Origin of the sequence: Burkholderia sp. EMB26, from assembly GCF_024730645.1 — a bacterium.
Lineage (GTDB): Bacteria > Pseudomonadota > Gammaproteobacteria > Burkholderiales > Burkholderiaceae > Burkholderia > Burkholderia cenocepacia.
Genome location: NZ_CP078071.1, coordinates 2,465,804 through 2,485,568, shown reverse-complemented (window position 1 = coordinate 2,485,568; position 19,765 = coordinate 2,465,804). Strand labels below are relative to the sequence as shown.

Sequence of the window (19,765 nt, the reverse complement as noted above, 5' to 3'; positions counted from 1 at the left end):
TGTCCGGCACCGGGGGAACTGTCTACGATGCAACGCCGCCTCGTAGTCCATGTGAGCGATTGACATTCAATACCGTGTTGAATTCACCGGTGCCTGACGTCGTCAGAGCAATCGAGGGGACGGTTAAGACCGGAGTACCCGTCCAACTCGCTTTGGTACTCGAAGTTCGACGAGATATCCAGATTGTTGTTGCAAAATATCAGGGGCAGACTGCGGGTTCGATAACATCTGACGCGCTACTACGACTGATTGAGTGCATGGAACAGCAGAACGAATACGTCGCTGATGTCAAACATGTATCCGGTGCGCGTGTTGAAGTTCAGGTGGTACGGCGATGAGCGAGTTCAAAATCGCCGGCGGGGTGTATCGAGAAATTTGTCTGTTTCCCGAACGTCGTGAGATTCTCGGCTCCGGTGGGCGTGCGGCTGCAGCTCTCTGCTGCGTGGCACAGAATATCGAACTAAACGCTTTCATTCATGAGGATCATCTGAGAGAGGTACGTACGTCGCTGCTTGCTCCTTATGATTTTGACCTGAAGCCGCATCCCGTACCGACGCCCCTATCTCAGGGCAACCAGTCCAACTTAATTTCGTTTCGCTGGATTCACGGATTGGCAAGCCCCCAGCAGGAGCCTCTGATAAACCGTGACGTTGAACCTTTCGTTATGAACATCGACGGTGAGATTGTCCTCAGGTACGGAATGGTTGAGGGAAGTGCCATCGTAGATGCGGAATGGGCAGTCTATGATCCGCAGGCACCGTTGCACGCTCGACATTTCTCGCATAATGGTTCGAAGGCCACGAATCTGGCGTACGTGGTGAACTCATCAGAAGCCCGTCTGCTTACCGGTTCGGACGATCCGTCCAGACAACTACTTGAACTGCACAAACACGAGGGAGCGAGTGTCGTTGTTCTAAAACAGGGCCCCCATGGCGCGATTGTGTCTGATGGCCAGCGGACGAGTAGAGTTCCCTGCTTCAAAACCGAACGTGTCTGGCCGATAGGATCGGGCGACGTCTTTTCGGCTGTTTTCTGTCATGAGTGGGCCGTTCTCAGGAAACCAGCGGCAGATGCGGCGTACCTCGCCTCTGTTGCGACTGCAAGTTACTGCGATGCAGGATACCTTCCGCTACCGCAAGACTTTGCGACAGCGGCTTTCGCCCCTTGCCTACCTACGGTTAGACTAGGTGAACGTCGGAGAGTTTACTTGGCTGGGCCGTTCTTCTCTGTAGCACAGCGCTGGTTGATTGACACACTTCGGGACACATTTGTGAAGCTAGGTGTAGACGTGTTTTCACCTATCCACGATGCGGGAGAGGGAAAAGACGAAGTCGTTGCAATGGAAGACCTAGCCGGAATAGACAGGAGCGACGTTCTTTTTGCCGTATGCGATGGCCTTGATGCTGGCACATTGTTTGAGATTGGTTACGCTGTATCTCGAAGAAAGCCAGTGATAGCCTTCACAATCACGGAAAAGGATGAAGATCTCACCATGCTTAGAGGAACCGGTTGCGACGTTGTGCGTGATTTGGACTCTGCTATCTATCGCGCGGTCTGGGCCGCACTCGAACGATGAAATCCGCGCTACTTTTGTCCGGGGGCCAAGATTCGATCGCCCTCGCTTACTGGCTCCGCCCTTCGCTCGCCATCTCGGTTAACTACGGTCAGTTGCCTGCAGAAGCAGAAATGCGTGCGGCAGTGCAAGTTTGTAAAACCCTCGGTATCTCGCATACTTTGGTAACCGTCGATTGCTCGTCCCTTGGATCTGGCGACCTGGCCGGCAGTACAGCAAACGCAGTGGCACCGTCTTCGGAGTGGTGGCCCTATCGGAACCAGCTACTTGTGACGTTGGCTGCATCATCAGCATTGTCCTTTGGTGCTAAAGAGTTACTATTGGGTGCCGTATCGACGGACAGTAACCACGCCGACGGTCGCCAAGAATTCTACGACTCAATCGATCGCTTGATGAGAATACAGGAAGGCGGAATTCGAGTTAGAGCTCCGGCGATTAAGATGACATCCGTCGATCTCATACGAGAATCCAAGATCCCACTGGATCTTCTTCTTTGGGCTCACTCGTGTCACCGCTCTAACTTGGCATGTGGTCATTGCAGAGGCTGCCTGAAACATAAAAATGTGATGTATGAACTGGGACAAGAGCCTTTTTGATTCACCTCGCCCTCGCGGGCGGGTAGTCCTTCCGCCGCCCCTATCGGCTTCGATTGCTGGTCTCAGACGTCTGGCCATTCCCACGCAGGAAATAAAGGGATGTTGGAGTGATCTGCTGGCAAGGCGGCAGACGGACTACAGGTCAACGTCCCTCGACATAGAGACAGCAGGCACTATTTGTTGGTTTACCAGTCGCAACGTCCACACGTTTGACGGTGAAAGCGGTCAACTGTCGCACCGCCCGACGCCCTCGGCAGGCGCATTGCATCCAATAGAGCTCGTCATTACTGGCTTGCTTGGGAGTCCGGGAGCATGGTGGTACAGAGCGAACGAACATGCATTCGCTCTTCTTGATGGTGGGGACTCCACACTTCGCGCGCTAGAAACTGAAGCTGCAGACTGCCTTCCGGTCGAACCGGCATCACAGATCTGGCTTCTAGGTGATATAGAGAAAGTTGCCGCGAAATACGAGCGTCCCGAGACTCTCCTCCTGAGAGATGCCGGATTCCTTCTTTGCACCCTTACCTTTACGGCAACAGCAATGGGTCTCGCACCTGTACCTATAGGGGTCACGGCAAATTCCATCCTTCCAACCGGTACTGAATGGAGCCGTCCAGTTGTGGGGCTCGGCGGCCTGCATATCTCTGGGTAAGACCGATGACGAAACCGAGGGCCGCGCCGGCCAACGGTCGCGAGACTAGATCACGAAATCACAGGCGAGAGAAAAGACCACGAGCATTCTTAAGAGCTCCAACGATTAAAAACGAACGCTAAAGAAGTTGATAGAGCTGCCGGTCGGATTTTCGCTTATCACCTGGCCACTCACTTGATCTTCCGGTCACCGGAAGATCAAGAAGGCTAGCCACTCAGACGCTTCCGTCCGATGTCGGCGCTACAAACTCAGCATTCGATGAGCATGTGTCGATTGACCAGTCGTTCGAGTGGCCACTGCTTGGCACGCGCGAACGGCAGCAACTGGCCGAACTGAGTCAGATGATCTGTCGCGGTCTGTTTGGTCTAGTCCAGCTTTATACATATCACCCGAGACAGCAACAATGCGCATGCATCGTTTAATGGCCACTTTCCGACGCATTTCCGAGCGACGCCGAACCACCCCTAACGAAATGATGCTCGACCCTCGTACGCAGTACGCCATCGAGCGCCGCAAGCCGCTCACGCAGCCGCACCGCTTGCCCTTCCGTCATCTCGCCGAGCACGATCTTCTGTTCGAGCACGTCACCACAGCGCGTGATGACCCACCGATCGACCGTCGCCGTTTCGCCTTCGAGCACGGCCGCCGCGGTCGAGACAATGCCCGGATTCCGTCTCGAAACGAGATGAACCGTATGCGTCAACGTGAAACCGGGAAGAAAATGCGACCAGTCTTCACAGACCGTCGGGCGGGAAGCGGAGGAAACTTGGCTCATGGTTGCTCCGGATGAATGGTTATCGAACCGGTGCCAGCCATGCTGCTCCCGTTTCGTTGCCGTCAATCGGCCGCATCGCCTCGAGGGCGTCCACCTTGCCCGGGAGGGCAGGTTGGCGTCGGGAAACCCGACTCTGGATGCTTGATTTCTCACGTTCGACATTCCGAACGTGGATTCATTATATCGAAAAATCGGCGGCGAACAAGGAGTCTGTGAAAAGCAGTACTTCTGCGGGACAGGCGCCCCCGCCCGCCCCACCTCCACCGAGCGCCTCGTATGAGGGTCGGAATCCCGTCGTATCCGGCTAAAACCGGACACTGAACCGCGTCCCCGTCGCCAGCACATCGACCGTCAGTGTCCATTGATGGGCCTCGGCAATCTCCTTGCAGATGGCCAAGCCGAGCCCCGCACCGTCATACCGTGAATCCGGCGCCCGCCAGTATCGGTCGAATAGCCGAGGAAGATGTTCCCGCCGAATCCCCGGCCCTTCATCTTCGACATGAATCGCCGTATCAAGAACAGTCAGCACCACGACCCCGCCCGACGGCGATGCGTTGATCGCATTCTCGAGCAGGTTCTTGAGCAGGATGAAAAGCGCCCCGCCGTCCGCGCGTATGGGTGCCACGGAATCGCGCGCTTCGATATGAAGCGTCACCTGCTTCGCATCGGCCTTGCCGGCCAGCAAGCTCACGACGTCCCGCGCGACGTCGGCACCATTCACGTCGCCGAAACTGAAGTTCTGCGCCTCGCTGACTTCAGCCAGATGCAGCAGTTGCTTGACCTGCCGGGCCATCAGATCGATCTCGCGAAGCAAAAGCGCCTTCTGGCTGATGTCGGGCTGCAACTCGATCTGCCCTCTGACGAGCGTGAGCGGCGTCTGCAACTCGTGCGCGGCATCGGCCAGAAACTGCTGCTGCACCGCGAAGCCATTCTCGAGCCGGGTCAGCGCGTCGTTGAACGCATCGATCAGCGGCTTGATCTCGCTGGGAATCCCGGCTGACGACAGCCGCGTCTTCAGGTTGCGCGGCTCGATTTCCCGCGCGGCACGCGATACCTCCCGCAACGGCTTCAGCACGTGACCGATCGTCAACGGCAGCGTCAGTCCGAAAATGACGGTCGCAATGACCAGCACATAAACGACGGTCTTCGGGATCGGATCGATCCGCGTCCTGACGAGCGCATCGACGAGTTGGTTGCTGTGCGCCACCTGCACGTAATAGACGACGCTCCCGTTCAACGCGCGCTGCGTCGCGACCGCGTACGCCTTGCCGTCGATCGTGGTGGGCAGCACCTTGCCTGCCATCGTCGCGAGGTCCTCTGTCAGCCACGGTCGATCTTCGTTCGAAGGCACCGACGCCAACAACACCTTCCCCGTCGCATCGAGCACCCGATACTTCACGTCGGCCGGCAAGAGCCGGAACATCACCGCCGGATGCTCGCCCAATCGCACGGATGCCGGGCGCCCTGCCGCATCGAAACGCATCCCGGCCACGATATGACGGATGCTCTCCATCTGCTGGCGCCGCCCCAGGAACTCGGGATATCGATCCAGAAAATACACGGAAAGCGCGGACAGCAGCGCCAGGCTGATGGCGAACGCGGCAACGTTGGTCACCCACAGACGCGTCGACAGACGCAGGACCCAATGACGGAACATGGCGGTTTTCTTACGAGGGAGTAGCCACGTGCGACATGCGGCGAAGCATCGTCATGCGTCTCGCAGCGCGAAGCCGGCACCGCGGATATTGGTGAGCCGCATCGTCGCGCCGATCGCCGTCAGTTTCTTGCGCAAGCGGTGCACGGTCACCTCGAGCGCGTTCGGCGTGACCGCTTCCGCGAGCCCCCATGCGGCATGCTCGAGGTTCGAATGCCGGACGGTGCGGCCCGCGGCTTCGATCAGGCAGAGCATGATCTGTAGCTCGGCCGGGGCCAGCAATACCGTCCGGTCGCCACAGCGCATCGCGCGCTGGGGCGGGTCCACGGTCACATCCGCGAACGACGCGACGAGCGTCGTGAGCCGCGCCGGGCGCCGCATCAGCGTGCGCACGCGGGCGACGAGTTCGCTCATTTCGAACGGCTTGGTCACATAGTCGTCGGCGCCGCTTTCGAGTCCGTCGATGCGGTCATGCAACGCGTCGCGTGCCGTCAGCATCAGGCAAGGCATCATGCGCCCCGCCGCACGCAGTGTCCGCAAGAACGCCAGACCGTCTCCGTCGGGCAATCCGCGATCGATGATCAGCAGCGCGTAATCGGCCCGGTCGACACCGTAAGCCGCTTCCCGAGCATTGCCGAACCGGTCGGATTCGATTCCCGCCGCGGCCAACGCCTGCGACAACAGGCCGGCCAGACGCTCGTGATCCTCGACAATCGCCACTCTTGGCATGCTCGCACTCACTTGAACCGATACATGTAGCCGATCCTGGCCTCCGGAATGAACCGCCTGCCGACGAGCGGACTGTCGGTGATGCCGTCGCCGAGACGCGACACGCCCACGTCCACGAACATCGTCTGCTGCTTCGTCAACCGGTAGTCGACACGCGTGCCGGCCGACACGTTCACGGCCGAACCCGCGCTGTAGGCGGCGCGCCAGGCACGCGCCTCGGATGGTCGCACGCCGTAATAGTAGTCGACATATTTGTTGCTCAGCCATTCCGCGCCGACATGTGGCGCGATCGAAAATGCACCGACGGCGAACGCCTTCTCGAAGCCGAGCTTCGCGCGCTCGCCCTTGTTTCCGCCGAGCAGGAAGCTGCCCGACAACGTGCCGAATCCGGTGTTCCATGACAGCGCAGGGCCGTACCAGAACGCGCCCTTGCGATTTTCCATGCCGTTGAGGATCGGCGTATCCGAGCCCTTGTATCCGTCGAACAGCGAGAACTGGCCACGAAGCGCGAGATTGACGCCGCTCCAGCTGCCGATTTTCAGATCGACCGTGGTGCCGATGGCCTGCACCCATTTGTTGTCGAAGTAGACCAGCGGAAAAGGCAATACACGGGTGCCGTCGCCCTTGTAGGCCGACGGCTCGATGCCGACGCCGGCGCCCAATCCCCAGTGCGTGACGTTCGTCGCGTTATTGAGGATGGTCAGCCCCGTATTGTCCGGGTCGGGTGGGCTCATGCCGTCGTCCGCCCACGCGGAAACAGATGAAAGTGCGAATGAAGCGGCAATCAGCCATAACGGGCGGGCGCGGCGAGAGGCAATTTTCACAATCGTTTCCTGGGGTCGGGGGTCGAAACGGGGGCTACTGTAGGACCAGTCGACTTACCGCTCACTTACCAGGAAAAATATCGTCTGAGGACAGGACCGGCTTCGGTTATCGCATTGCCACCGACGTTGAACAAGCAGCCCCGGAAAGGGATTCTTCGGGCGAAGGGCTTCGCCGACCCGGTCCTTTCCTCTCCGCGCGCCTGTATGACTGCATGACCCGCCCGCCGAAACCCGCTACTTCGACAACCGCAGCTTCTTCGACACCACGACGCCGCTCGACGGGCTCACCAGCCAGATGTCGCGGAGATCCATATGCAACGTGGAGATCCTCGTCGAAATGTCCGTCGGCTCCTCGATACTCGGATCGGCATGTTCGGTTTGTTCGGTCAGGTAAGGCCGAACCAGGCGTCCGGAAAAAACGAGCGCGAAGTCGCCATGCGTTTGCGCGTACTCCGCGGGGGAAAGCCGCATGCGGCTCCGAACCGTGGTCTTTTTGCCTTGCCCGGCCTCGAGTTCGATGATGTCGACGTGCTGGATGTACCCTTTTGCCTTCGCTTCCGGTGCAATCACGAGCCCGCGCCCTCGCGGCCCCGTCGTCACCTTGTGGAGCAGGATGCCGTCCCGGCCGTCGCGCTCCGCATCGAACAGGTCGACATCCAGCGTCAGCAGTTGCCGCCGCGACCGGTATCTCAGCCCGTACCGCACCGGCACCACGAACGTCACGTCACGATCCAGACCGACGGCCGCCAGGTCGGGATTCGTCGGGCCGTGCCGGCCGGCGGCACCGGCGACCGCGCCGCGAACGCGCTCGCGCAACGAAGGTGAGAGCGTGCCGATGTGCACCTTCTGCAGCGCATTCCGGATGGCAACCGGATCGTCGCCGACAATCGGTCGTGCCGGTGACGTGTCGTGATCGACAGCCGACGCGACGTGCGTCGTGCCATCGACAGCCTCCCCCTCCGCATGCGCCGCGACGGGCGCCAGCATCGTCGTCACGGCGACGATGCACGCGAAGCGCGAACAACTCAATTTGAATTTCCGGTGAAACACGACGAACCCCCGATTGCTTGCGGATCGATCAACGACGAGCACTATAGGGTGGAATGATCGGCAACGCACCCGCCGTTCGAAATTCGCCGATGCCGGCATGCCTCGTCACAGGTTCCTTGTCGCCCGGCGGCACGTCAATGGGCGCTGACCGAACCATCCAGCGGCGAATTTGTATGTTGAAAGATGCATTTTTCCGGCATCCGATCGGCGGACGTACACATCGCGCGCCAGTACACAAGCCCGCTCGCGCCAATTTCAATGGCGTGACGTACCGTTTCAATGGCGTGACGTACCGTTGCTCATTTTGATTCGGGACAATTCCGAACTCTCAGTTTCCAATTCAATCATGTCCTGACAAAAAATCCCCTATTTCGACGATATGGGAAAACGAGTCACGACAAATACCAATCCAGAATAACTTCCTCGACATATCCCCACCCAAACAAAAACACCACCTAACCAAAACAAACATTAACCATTGTTTCAAAAGAAATAATTTTCCATCTCAAAATAAAAATATCGGATAAAGATAGAAATAGCTTGCTATTCTTCGCACCGAAATTCCAAGTGCCGTCGCATTGCCACCCTGAGAGGCGGATTCGAATCCATCCGAATCCGGAACAAAAATAACGAGAACTGTCGTTATGTCTATAGCAGCAACTTTGAGAAACTTTGCGTCGGGTCTGGTCGACCAGAACAAGCGTCCAGTCTCCCTCCATTTCGGGCAGGCGCAACGCGCGGTCGGCCATCTGCTGGCGCTCCATCACGCCGATATCCGCGAGGGGCTGATGTCGGGCATCGACGGGCAACTGACCTGCGTGTCCACCTACGACCATCTGCCCCCTGCGCTGTTTCTCGGCTTGCCCGTATCGATCCGGCTGACCACCGACCGGGGCAACATCCAGGCCATCAACGCGATCGTGCGCGAAGTGCGAGCCGGGCAATCAGACGGCGAACTGACCGTCTATCAGCTGCACGTTTGCGACGCCCTGTCGCTGATGGACCGTCGCACGAACGCCCGCCTGTTCCGCTCGCGCAGCGTGCCGGACATTCTGGCGACGCTGATGAACGAGTGGAAACAGCGTAGCCCCGCCCTCGCGCGCACGTTCGATTTCGACCTGTCGACGTTGCAGGCCGATCGCTATCCGGCACGCGAGCTGACGCGGCAAGTCAACGAATCCGACGCGCGCTTCATCCGGCGTCTGCTGCGCCGGGAAGGCATCACGGTTTTCGCGAAGGCCGCCCCGGTCGACGGCAGACGCGGCGTGACCGACGAGCGGCCGATTCACACGCTCGTGTTCTGCGACGATCCGCATCGTCTGCCGGACGCGCCGGCCGGCACCGTCCGCCTTCACCCGCGCGACGCCGGCGTCGAGCAACGTGACACCGTCACCCTCTTTGCGTACGACCAGCGTCTGTCGCCCGGCAAGGTCCGCCGCCCGTCGTGGGATTACAAGACCGCTCGCGTGGACGACTTCGAGGCCGCCGCCGACATCGATCAGGGCGAGTCGGGAAACGATCTCGCGCGCCTGCTGACCGACGTCGCGATCGACATCCCGCACGTCGGCGACTCGTGGAACGATCACGCGCGCATCGCGCACGACCGGATGCTGGCCCATCAGTTCGAAGCCGCGCACTTCGAAGGCATCGGCACCGTGCGCGACATGCTCGTGGGACACGGGTTCACGCTGGCGGGCGACCCCGAGCTGGATATGAAGTCGATCGATCGTCGTCGGTTCGTCGTCACGTCGATTCGACACGAAATCTGGAACAACCTGCCGAAAGACCTGTCGGGCCGCGCAAGCGGGCTGTTCGCGGCAAGCCGCAACCTGACGCCGACCGTCCCGCCGCCCGATGCATCGGGACAAACGGACACACGCTACGAGAACAGTTTCACGTGCGTGCAACGCGGTGTGCCGCTCAAGCCGGCCTACGATCCGGCGATCGACGTGCCGCCGGTTCACCTGCTGACCGGCACGATCGTCGGCACGCAGGGCGAAGAGGTGTTGTGCGACAACGCAGGCCGCGTGCGTGTGCTGATTCACGGGCTGGATCCGGCGGACCACGCTCACGCGCAAGGCGCCGGCACGAACGGGCTGGCCGGCGACAGCGCGCCGATTCGCGTCGCGGCAAGTCTCGCGGGCGAATGCTTCGGTGCGCTGTTCCTGCCGCGTGTCGGCATGGAAGTCTTGCTGGGGAGCCTGTCGGGCGATCCCGACCGTCTGGTGATCATCGGGGTGTTGAGCAACGGCGCGAACCCGCCCGCGACTTTCAGCGATACCGGCGCGCTGCCGGGCAACCGCTACGTGTCCGGGATCAAGACGCGGGAAATCAGGGGCCGCCGGCACAACCAGCTTCGCCTGGACGACACGCCGTCGCAAATCTCCGCGCAGCTCGCAAGCGGACATGCGCATACCCAGTTGAATCTCGGCTACCTGACGCAGCCGCGCAAGGACGGACACGGAAGCGATCGGGGCGAAGGCGCGGAGCTGCGCACCGACGCCGCTGTGGCGTTGCGCGCTGCCCAAGGCATGCTGTTGACGACCTATGCGCGTTCGCACGCAACCGGCGGTCAGCTCGATCGCGATGAATTGATCCGCTTGCTCGATCAATGCATGGCGCTGTTCAAGTCGCTCGGCGATTACGCCGGTCAGCATGGCGGGCAATCCGCCGACACGGCCGGTCAGGACAACATCGCCAACGCATTCCGTCACTGGAAACCCGGCCGGTCGGAATCCGGCGCCACCGGCGACGCATCCGCGTTCATGGCGTTCGGCGCGCAAGCCGGGTCGCTGAACGTCACGCCGAAAACGCACGTCACGTATGCGGGCGAAAACATCGATCAGATCGCGCAGCAGCACATGCAAATCACGAGCGGCGAGCGAATCAATCTGCATGCCGGGCGTGGCGTCGCGATGTTCGCGCATGGTGACGGCGTATCGGCGATCGCGCATCAGGGGAAAGTGGCCCTTCAATCGCAGCACGACGACACGCAAATCGAGTCCGGCAAAAACATCCAGTTGACCGCGGTCGACGGCAGGCTTGTCGGCACGGCAAGCGACGAAGTCGTATTCGTCACGGCTGGCGGCGCGTATCTCAAGCTGCACGGGAGCGATATCGAACTGGGATGCCCCGGCAAGTTCACCGTGAAATCCGATGGTCATGCGTGGAACGGCCCCGCGAGCATGAGCGTCGATCTGCCGGCATTCGATCAACGTACGCTCGGCCGCGTCCCGAAGCTGATTCGCCCAACGGACGGTAACGCGGCGCCGGGGTTCGAAGGACAGATTCGAACGGCATCGGGAACGCTGTCGAGTTTGACGACCGACACGGCCGGGGAACTGCCGGCGGTCGATACCGACCGGTTCGAGAGACTGGCGGTGCAGTTCACCAAGAAGAATGTTTAACGCAAGCGCAGGAGCCCGGATGATCGACTCATCTCTCGATCCTCGACCGGAAGAGGACGCACGCACCGACGAGCATGCCTCGACGGGCGACGTGCCAGACGCGGCTGCGCCGCGCCCGGAGCCACCTCAGATCGTCATCGGTCGGAGCGACGGGGTGTCGATGTGGACGAAAGACACCCGGCTGATCTGCATCAAGCAAATGCCGTTGCCTGGTGTCGTCATCTTCGTCCATGGCGTGAACTCCGAAGGCGAATGGTTCGAGGCCGCCGAGCAGGGGCTGTGCGAAGGTCTGAACCGACGGCTCGGCCGGTTGGACGATCAACTGATGTGTCACGGCATCGACGCCGGGCAGCTGGTGCCGGCGAAGTACACGGAAAGCGTGACGCCGGACGGGTTTCTGAATCCGAAGCTTTGGTCCGGCAACTACATCAAGTCTGACCCGTCCTTCTCGCCCGTCATTCATTTCCGATGGGGCTATCGGGCAACCGCCGCAGAGCTGAAAGAGTACGGCGACAAGATTTTCCTGAACGAGAAGGACTATTGGGGCGGCGGTCCGTTCACGAATGGCTGCGCGAGCCTGCCCGATCTCTGGCACGGCGGCCTCGACGACCGCGCGGCCGGGTGGTTGACCGTCCAGGGGATCAACCCGACCAACCGGCCGCTATATCGCGCGCCGCCCCGCGCATATGGCGTGCTCGCGGCGTTGCGCCTGGCGAGGCTGATCGAGTCGATTCGCCGCATGCAGGCCGACGTGCCGATTACCGTCGTATGCCATAGCCAGGGCAACATCGTGGGCCTGACGGCGGCATTCTTCGGCGAGGCACTGCCCGATGTCGAAGATCCGTGGGGACGTAGCGGGCATTGCGTGGCGGATGCCTACGTACTGGCGAATGCGCCGTACAGTCTTGCGCGCGCAGACGGCCCGAATCCGTCCGATACGTTCATGGATACCTGGTCGCAACGCGCGACCAGGGACGGCAGCGGTCGCCGCGGACGGCAGACCTACGCCGCCCGCACGAAAACGTTCGGCAAGTTTCTGTCGATCATCGGCACGCGGAAGGCCTGCGAACTGTCGGCCGACAAGATCGATGAAGACATGGCGAACGAAAGGGTATCGCCGACCAGCAAACGGTCTTATGCGGCACAAGAGGACCGGGCTCGCCACGGCCTGAACGGATCGACGTACGGTCGCGTCACCGCGTATTGCTGTCCGCACGATCAGGTTATTTCGGCGGTCACGGTTCAAGGCATCGGCTGGCGCGGTATCGACAAGAACGAACTGAACGATATCGGCGTCCCCGGCGTGCTGACGCAGCGCGTCTTTGCCTCCGGCTTCCAGGTTGGCGTGCAGGAGCGCTATCGGTATTGGGAAGATGACTGGCGGCATAACAAAAAGGGAACGACGTCGGGATTCTGGTATCCGCCTTCGCCACCTGCCAAGTTCAATCTCATCGGTGCGCTCAAAGGGAACGAAAGTGTCTGGGGCGTGGCGGCTACGCTTGCAACCGCGCCGCTGATGTTCGTCGTGACCGGGTTCAGCTCGGCATTGAACATGTTCCGCGTGAACGCCAATCCGCCACGGCGATGGGCCGTCGTGGCGGACGCGCCGGCACTCGACGAACCGTTCCCGCCGCAAGCGTTGCGGTTCGGCAAGCCCATCGAAACGAAGGACGGCGATGCGGAGAGCGACTTCAACGAAGGCAACGATCCGCCAGCCGCATGGCGTGACGCAAGCAAGAGCGAGGCAGACAAGCGCGCGGACGATCCTTACGATCAGTACAAGGCGAAGAACAAGGACAGCGTCGCACAAGGGACGGCAGAGAGCGAAGCCGGACAGCGTTACGAGGACCGCGCGCTGATGCGGATGGAGGCACGGCGCACGCTGAATACGGAATGGCTCGATGGTGATGGCCACGTAATCGGCGAGGACGGCAAGAGCGAAATGCCGGAGGGTTACAAGGAATGGCGCGATAGACAGATTGTGGATTGGCTCGATCGTGGCTCGACCAACAGCCCGACAAATCACTCCACGACGATGACCAATCCGGATCATGCCAAAAAGGCGCTTGCGTACGATGTGGCGATCGGGGTTTGCTATCTGACGCCCAAGCAAATGAAAGCACTACGGATTGAAGCCGATTGGCGGATGGGAGACGGTATTCCCAACAATAGTCTAAACAAGAAATACACGGAGTACTTTATGCGCGGAGAGCTTGACGGGCTTCCGATGCATGAATGGGTACATGCGGAGAGCAGTGAAGGCAAGATGCCGGACACGATCACGGATGAACGAGAAGGTCAGTTCTATCTGAAGGTCGGGGGCGCGATATGAAGGCACTAATCGCTACATGGCCGCGACGTGCCGCTGTTGCGCTCGCAGCATGGATGATCACGGCCGTACTCATGGCGTCGTTAATGGCGCACGTAGAACAACCAGACCCGACACAACTGGAAATAGGAGATTGGATGAAACGATTTTTGGTCGTGCCCAGCCTGGCCGCGCTCATGGTGCTTCTGTTCACCACGGCCACGGTACGGCCGACGCACGCGGCACCTTCGACGGAACCTGTAACGCATGCGGAACCCGCTGCGGAAGAAGCAGCGAAGCCATTCGTCGCGCAGGTCGTAGGTTTGATCTGGTTGAATCCGTTGCAACGCATGGACTACCCGACCGAATGGCAACTGCTGTGGACGCAAGGACTCGCGTCTCCGAACAAGAACGACGACATGGTGCGGACCGATCCGAAGTCCTTTACGACGCTCCAGTCGGTAGCGGGTATTGCATACGGCAACGAAGGCGTAGAAACATTCAGAGGTTTCTATAGCAAGTACATGACCAAGTTCCCGCTGCTGCTTCACTCACGCTACGCGAGCAACGCGAAATACTTCTACACGGTCAAACCTGACGATAAAAGGGACTGGCGTGAGTTGGCTGGCATCCGTGTCGAGCTTGCGATTCCGGAACGACTCGACGCGGCCGAATCGCAAAACTACTTGCAGGACTCGATTCGAAGGACGTTTTCGATCGGGAATCGGTATTTTCCAACGATGTGGAGCCGCAACACGCTCCCCGACGTACAAGTCACACAGGGCGGCCCCAACACCGGATTCACATCCCTGAACAACGCACTGGATTACTTGCAGGCGAACCCCGACAAGAGCGTCTGGGTAGTGAACTGGGACGCACCCAACTTCCCGCCCACGGATGCACAGATCAATGAGAACCTTGTCGCGCTGTTCCTCGCCGGTCCGACGTTCAACACCGAACGCGAACCGCTCGCCTGGATCGGCAAAGCCGCCACTGGCAACACGCATGATTTTCCGCAGAAGGTCGGCACGACCCGCGCCGTGCAGGCGTGGAAGGCGACCATCGACCAAGCGGCACGCAATGCCGGCATCGCGGTCCCTGACCTCAACTACATCGTCCACGACGCAGGTAAGGGCAGCGACGCATCGTCGGCACGTCTTGCCGTGCTCGCGCAGACCTTGACCGAAACCCTTCCCGAATACGATCACCGCAAACAGACATTCAACACGGCCGCCCTACTCGGCGACATGGGAACAGGCAGCGCATTGACCGACGTCGCGCTCGCCATCGGCCGGATCAATCACTTCGGCGGCAACGCACTCGTCGCTGGCACGACCGATCCGGATCATCCGGTCGCGGTCGTCGTCCTGCCGCCGTCGAAGCTCACACCGATCGATCCCGACAAGGACTGGTTCCGCGCACGCGGCGGAAACAACGCCTATCTGCCGTGGTGGGGACGCCGACACGACACAAATTACGGCATGCAAGGTTATTCGTGGTGATGCACATCGGCACGGCAGCGCGTTACATGTGAACGTAGCTGATGTATTGATCAGCAGGAGATGGCATGAAACGATTTGTAGTTGTACCTAGTTTGGTGGCACTCGTGGCGTTTCTGTTCCTGACGGCCATGATGCGCTCGGCGCATTCCGCACCTGCCGCTGAACCAATAGCGAACGCAGCTCCGGCTGTCGAAGAGCCGGCGAAGCCATTCGTCGCGCAGGTCATAGGTTTGATCTGGTTGAATCCGTTGCAACGCATGGACTACCCGACCGAATGGCAACTGCTGTGGACGCAAGGGCTTGCCTCGCCGAACAAGAATGACGACATGGTGCGCACAGATCCGAAGTCTTTCACCACGTTGCAATCGGTAGCCGGAATCGCTTATGGGAATCGCGGCACGGAGACATTCAAGGGCTTCTACCACAAGTACATGGAAAAATTTCCCGGCCTATTGAGTAGTCGTTACGCGATGAACGCCAAGTATTTCTACACAGTAAAACCGGATGACAAGAAGGATTGGCGCGAACTTTCCGGGATTCGCATCGAGGGTGCAGTTTCTGAGCGCCTTGATCCGGCTATCGCGCGCGAATATCTGGCAGAGCCGATCCGAAAAACCTTCTTTATCGGCAACCCACATTTCCCGACGATGTGGAGTCGCAGCGCGCTTCCCGACGTACAAATCACGCGAGGCGGCGCGAACGCCGGGTTCACTTCATTGAACAACGCATTGGACTATTTGCAGGCGAACCCGGACAAGAGCGTCTGGGTGATGAACTGGGACGCACCCAACTTCCCACCCGCGGATGCACAGATCAACGAGAACCTTGTCGTGCTGTTCCTCGCCGGCCCAACCTTCAACACCGAGCGTGAGCCTCTCGCCTGGATCGGCAAGGCCGCCACTGGCAACACGCATGATTTTCCGCAGAAGGTCGGCACGACCCGCGCCGTGCAGGCGTGGAAGGCGACCATCGACCAAGCGGCACGCAACGCCGGCGTCGCGGTCTCGGATCTCCACTACATCGTCCACGACGCAGGTAAAGGCAGTGACGCATCGTCGGCACGCCTTGCCGTGCTCGGACAAACTTTGACCGAAACCCTCCCCGAATACGACCACCGCAAACAGACGTTCAACACGGCCGCCCTACTCGGCGACATGGGAACGGGCAGCGCATTGACCGACGTCGCGCTCGCCATCGGCCGGATCAATCACTTCGGCGGCAACGCACTCGTCGCCGGCACGACCGATCCAGGTCACCCTGTCGCGGTCGTCGTCCTGCCACCGTCGAAACTCACGCCGATCGATCCCGACAAGGACTGGTTCCGCGCACGCGGCGGCAACAATGCCTATCTGCCGTGGTGGGGGCGTCGGCACGACACAAATTACGGCATGCAAGGTTATTCGTGGTGATGCACACCGGTGCGGCAGATTGCTTCATCCGAACGTGATCGCCGCGTCAGACCTCAAACCATTTGGAGGACGGAATCCCATGCGGGGAATTATCCGGGTAGAAGACAACCATACCCACGGCGGCCGGGTCGAATCCGGCGCCCGAAAAAGCACGGTGATGGGGCGCGCGGTCGCCCGTAGCGGCGACCCGTGCTCATGTCCGATTCACGGTGCGTGCACGATCGCCGAAGGCGACCCGGCCTTCGACATCGAAGGCCGCCCCGCCGCATTCGACGGCCACAAGACTTCGTGCGGCGCGGAATTGATTTCGTCGCTTCAACATTCGGGGCGAATCTGAATGCCGACGACCCGACGCATGACCGCCGAACAGTTCCGGCTGTTGCGGCTGCACGATACGCGGATCAAGCCGCTGAACCAGTGGGCCTTGCATGAGATTTTCGTGAAGGGCAGATCACAACGGGCGCTGGCTGCCGAACTCGGCATGACGCACTCGGCAATGTCGCAACTTGTGCGAAAAGCCTGGCGACGCTATCTCGATCTGCCATGCAACGCCGCCCGCCTCACGACGCTCACGGTCACGATTCCGTCGAAGTACGAGCAGGCGCTGCTGGCATGGGTGCGGGATGCGCATCGGTTATCGACCCAACCCGGCCCCGATGCGGCGACGTAATCGCGACGATTCCGGCCAGCGAAGCCACGGAGAAACTAATTCCCCCATTTCCCACACATAGAAAACATAATTCCACTTCGAGCCGCATTCCCAGCCAACTTTGGATCCTTTTTCCCTTCTGTCCCCCGTATCATTTCCGTCACTACGCAATGAGCAAGAGACGGACATGAGCGACACCACCCCGCTGCACTACCTCGACTACGCAGCCACCACCCCCGCCGATCCGCGCGTGATCGAAGCGATGACGGCCTGCCTCGGCTTCGACGGCATCTTCGGCAACCCCGCCTCCAGTTCACACGCGGCCGGCCGGCTCGCGAAAGACAAGGTCGAGCACGCCCGCGCGCAGGTCGCCGCCCTGATCGGCGCGGATGCCGACGAGATCGTCTGGACGTCGGGCGCCACCGAATCGAACAACCTCGCGCTGAAGGGTTATGCGGAAAACGCGACCGGCAAGCGCCACCTGATCACGAGCCGCCTCGAGCACAAAGCCATCCTCGACACGATGGCGAACCTCGCGAAACACGGCACGCAGGTCACCTTCCTCGCACCCGACGCGCACGGCGAAATCACCGCCGACGCGGTCGCGGCCGCGATCGGCCCCGACACGGGCCTCGTGTCGCTGATGCTCGTGAACAACGAGATCGGCACGCTGACCGACATCGGCGCGATCGCCGCCATCGTGCACGCCGCCGGCGCGCTGCTCCACGTCGACGCCGCGCAGGCGCTCGGCAAGACGCCGATCGACGTGCGCGCGCTCGGCATCGACATGATGTCGATGTCCGCCCACAAGGTGTACGGCCCGAAAGGTATCGGCGCACTGTTCGTGCGCCGCGAGATCGCGAGCCGGATCGCGCCGCAGATTCACGGCGGCGGCCACGAGCGCGGCTTGCGCTCGGGCACGCTCGCGACGCATCAGATCGTCGGCATGGGCGTCGCGTGCGAGCTCGCCGCTGAAAAGCTCGACGGCGAAGCCGCGCGGATCGCGGCGCTCGGCGCGCGGCTCACCGGCGCGCTGTTCGCGCTCGGCGACGTCACGCAGAACGCGGCCGCCGCCCGCCGCATCCCGCACACGCTGAGCCTGACGGTGCATGCGCCGGGCTTCTTCCCGTTCATGCTCGGCGATGCGCTCGCCGTGTCGTCCACCTCCGCATGCAATTCGACCAGCGGCGCGCCGTCCCACGTGCTGACCGCGATCGGCCTCGATGCGGAAACGGCCGGGCGCACGGTGCGCATCAGCTTCGGGCGTTTCTCGACCGAGCAGGACGTCGACTTCGCGATCGGCTGTTTCGCGCGGGCGATCGAGCAATGTCGGGCCGCGGCGGCGACCGGCTTCACCGCGTCGCGGCAGATCACGCCGGCCGATCTGAAGGCGATCCGCAATGCGGGCTTCCGTGCGGTGATCTGCAACCGGCCGGATGGCGAAGGCGACGATCAGCCGGCGTTCGAGGAGATCGCCGCGGCCGCGCGCGAACTCGGCATGGACGCGCGCTACCTGCCGGTCGAGCGCGACCGCATCGGCGACGCGGAAGTCGACGCGTTCGGCGCACTGGTCGACACGCTGCCGAAGCCCGTGCTCGCGTATTGCCGCAGCGGCAGCCGCTCCGGCATGCTGTGGAATCGGCTGTCCGCTCGACGCGCGGCCTGAGCCGCCCCCGCCATTACGCCCAACCACCTGCGCTCACGCACGGAGCCGATGCTTCGCCGCGTGGCCGCCAGGTGGCGCCGGTCACTTCCGCATCACGTCTGTTCATCGCCGTTCACCGGCGTATAGATCGCCAGCTTCAGCGCGGGATCGTCGTTGGCCTGAAACGTCGCGTACTCGTAGCGCTGCGTGCCGTGTCGCGCATGCACGAGCACCTTCTCGCCCGACACGCCACTGCGCACGTCATGCGCATCCCACCACTGCGCGAACTCACCGCTGCCGGCGCGCAAGCGCGCCACCAGCGCGACGAACGCCGGGTCGCTCGCATAGAGATCGTGGTTCGCGCGAAACAGCGCGATCATCCGGCGCGCCTCGTCGGCCCAGCTTGCGGCGAACAGCGCACGCGCGTACGGCGCCTCGAACATGTAGACGAGGATGTTGCGATCGGCCGGCGCCAGCCGGTCGAAGCCGAGCAGATCGGCCGCGGCGGCATTCCACGCGAGGATGTCCCAGCGCCGGCCGGTCACGTACGCAGGCTGCTGAAGATGCGCGACGAGCCGCGCGATGGCCGGCGGCACACGCTCCGGCACGAACGCACGTGACCCGTCGCGCCGCGCGAGCGTGCGCAGGTGGGCGGCTTCGGCCTTGTCGAGCCGCAACGCGCGCGCCAGCGCGTCGAGCGTCGCATCCGACGGGTTGACGTCGCGCCCCTGCTCGAGCCGCACGTACCAGTCGACGCCGATGCCCGCCCGTTCCGCGACTTCCTCGCGCCGCAGGCCGGGCGTGCGCCGGCGCGGGCCGTCGTGCAGGCCGACGGCATCCGGGCGCAGCTTCTTGCGCCGCGAGCGCAGGAAATCGCCGAACGGGGTTCGCGTGGTGACGGTCATCGGGTTCGCTCCGTGCTGGGTGGTACCGGCCAATCCTGGGTTCGCGCCGGGCCTTGTTGCCGATTCTAAGCCTGCCAGAATCGACGC

At 61.5% G+C, this 19,765-nt stretch carries 15 protein-coding genes and 1 riboswitch; of the genes, 9 read left to right on the top strand and 6 right to left on the bottom strand.

All coding sequences use genetic code 11. The annotated features are described in order from the left end of the window. The first annotated feature begins 334 nt into the window (after nucleotides 1-334). Together KU887_RS27845 and KU887_RS27840 are read left to right on the top strand one after the other, a co-directional pair. The gene (locus KU887_RS27845) at nucleotides 335-1,576 is read left to right on the top strand and encodes a PfkB family carbohydrate kinase (RefSeq protein WP_258256339.1); all 1,242 of its coding nucleotides are present in this window, start codon (nucleotides 335-337) and stop codon (nucleotides 1,574-1,576) included. Then, the gene (locus KU887_RS27840) at nucleotides 1,573-2,169 is read left to right on the top strand and encodes a 7-cyano-7-deazaguanine synthase (RefSeq protein ID WP_258256338.1); all 597 of its coding nucleotides are present in this window, start codon (nucleotides 1,573-1,575) and stop codon (nucleotides 2,167-2,169) included. Before KU887_RS27845 ends, KU887_RS27840 begins: the two co-directional genes overlap by 4 nt. Nucleotides 2,170-3,239: 1,070 nt before the next feature. Here the strand turns inward: KU887_RS27840 and KU887_RS27835 are convergent. From KU887_RS27835 to KU887_RS27815, 5 genes are all read right to left on the bottom strand, one after another. Beyond that, entirely contained in the window at nucleotides 3,240-3,596 is a 357-nt protein-coding gene (locus tag KU887_RS27835; protein ID WP_258256337.1) for a hypothetical protein, read from the bottom strand. Between the two features lie 42 nt (nucleotides 3,597-3,638). Continuing rightward, nucleotides 3,639-3,742: riboswitch (SAM-I-IV-variant riboswitch) on the bottom strand. Nucleotides 3,743-3,900: 158 nt separating this feature from the next. Beyond that, nucleotides 3,901-5,253, bottom strand: a complete 1,353-nt coding sequence (locus tag KU887_RS27830) for a HAMP domain-containing histidine kinase (protein ID WP_258256336.1) — start codon at nucleotides 5,251-5,253, stop codon at nucleotides 3,901-3,903. 51 nt (nucleotides 5,254-5,304) lie between these two features. Then, on the bottom strand, nucleotides 5,305-5,979 hold the full coding sequence (locus KU887_RS27825) for a response regulator transcription factor (protein WP_043886937.1): 675 nt from the start codon (nucleotides 5,977-5,979) through the stop codon (nucleotides 5,305-5,307). A gap of 8 nt (nucleotides 5,980-5,987) precedes the next feature. Further along, a complete protein-coding gene (locus KU887_RS27820; protein WP_375167905.1) occupies nucleotides 5,988-6,803 on the bottom strand; it encodes a MipA/OmpV family protein in 816 nt (271 codons plus the stop codon). A gap of 234 nt (nucleotides 6,804-7,037) precedes the next feature. Beyond that, nucleotides 7,038-7,790, bottom strand: a complete 753-nt coding sequence (locus tag KU887_RS27815; RefSeq protein ID WP_249179342.1) for a hypothetical protein — start codon at nucleotides 7,788-7,790, stop codon at nucleotides 7,038-7,040. A gap of 707 nt (nucleotides 7,791-8,497) precedes the next feature. Here KU887_RS27815 and KU887_RS27810 point away from each other — a divergent pair. The 7 genes from KU887_RS27810 (at nucleotide 8,498) to KU887_RS27780 (ending at nucleotide 18,794) form a co-directional block, all read left to right on the top strand. Further along, nucleotides 8,498-11,260, top strand: coding sequence for a type VI secretion system Vgr family protein (locus KU887_RS27810; RefSeq protein WP_258256334.1), 2,763 nt, complete (start codon nucleotides 8,498-8,500; stop codon nucleotides 11,258-11,260). 19 nt (nucleotides 11,261-11,279) lie between these two features. After that, nucleotides 11,280-13,592 (top strand): hypothetical protein, encoded by a 2,313-nt coding sequence (locus tag KU887_RS27805; protein ID WP_258256333.1) that lies wholly within the window; start codon nucleotides 11,280-11,282, stop codon nucleotides 13,590-13,592. Between the two features lie 134 nt (nucleotides 13,593-13,726). Next, complete coding sequence (locus tag KU887_RS27800) at nucleotides 13,727-15,070, top strand: virulence factor (RefSeq protein WP_258256331.1); 1,344 nt, start codon at nucleotides 13,727-13,729, stop codon at nucleotides 15,068-15,070. A gap of 65 nt (nucleotides 15,071-15,135) precedes the next feature. Next, nucleotides 15,136-16,479 carry a virulence factor gene (locus KU887_RS27795; protein ID WP_258256330.1) on the top strand — a complete coding sequence of 448 codons (1,344 nt, stop codon included), beginning with the start codon at nucleotides 15,136-15,138 and terminating at the stop codon, nucleotides 16,477-16,479. A gap of 79 nt (nucleotides 16,480-16,558) precedes the next feature. After that, entirely contained in the window at nucleotides 16,559-16,816 is a 258-nt protein-coding gene (locus tag KU887_RS27790) for a PAAR domain-containing protein (protein WP_258258452.1), read from the top strand. A gap of 18 nt (nucleotides 16,817-16,834) precedes the next feature. Next, a complete protein-coding gene (locus KU887_RS27785; RefSeq protein WP_124476582.1) occupies nucleotides 16,835-17,149 on the top strand; it encodes a TrfB-related DNA-binding protein in 315 nt (104 codons plus the stop codon). Between the two features lie 166 nt (nucleotides 17,150-17,315). Then, a complete protein-coding gene (locus KU887_RS27780) occupies nucleotides 17,316-18,794 on the top strand; it encodes an aminotransferase class V-fold PLP-dependent enzyme (RefSeq protein WP_258256329.1) in 1,479 nt (492 codons plus the stop codon). A 92-nt stretch (nucleotides 18,795-18,886) separates the two neighbouring features. On the opposite strand, the gene KU887_RS27775 is transcribed toward KU887_RS27780, so the two are convergent. Then, on the bottom strand, nucleotides 18,887-19,678 hold the full coding sequence (locus KU887_RS27775; protein ID WP_205673799.1) for a helix-turn-helix transcriptional regulator: 792 nt from the start codon (nucleotides 19,676-19,678) through the stop codon (nucleotides 18,887-18,889). Nucleotides 19,679-19,765: the final 87 nt, after the last annotated feature.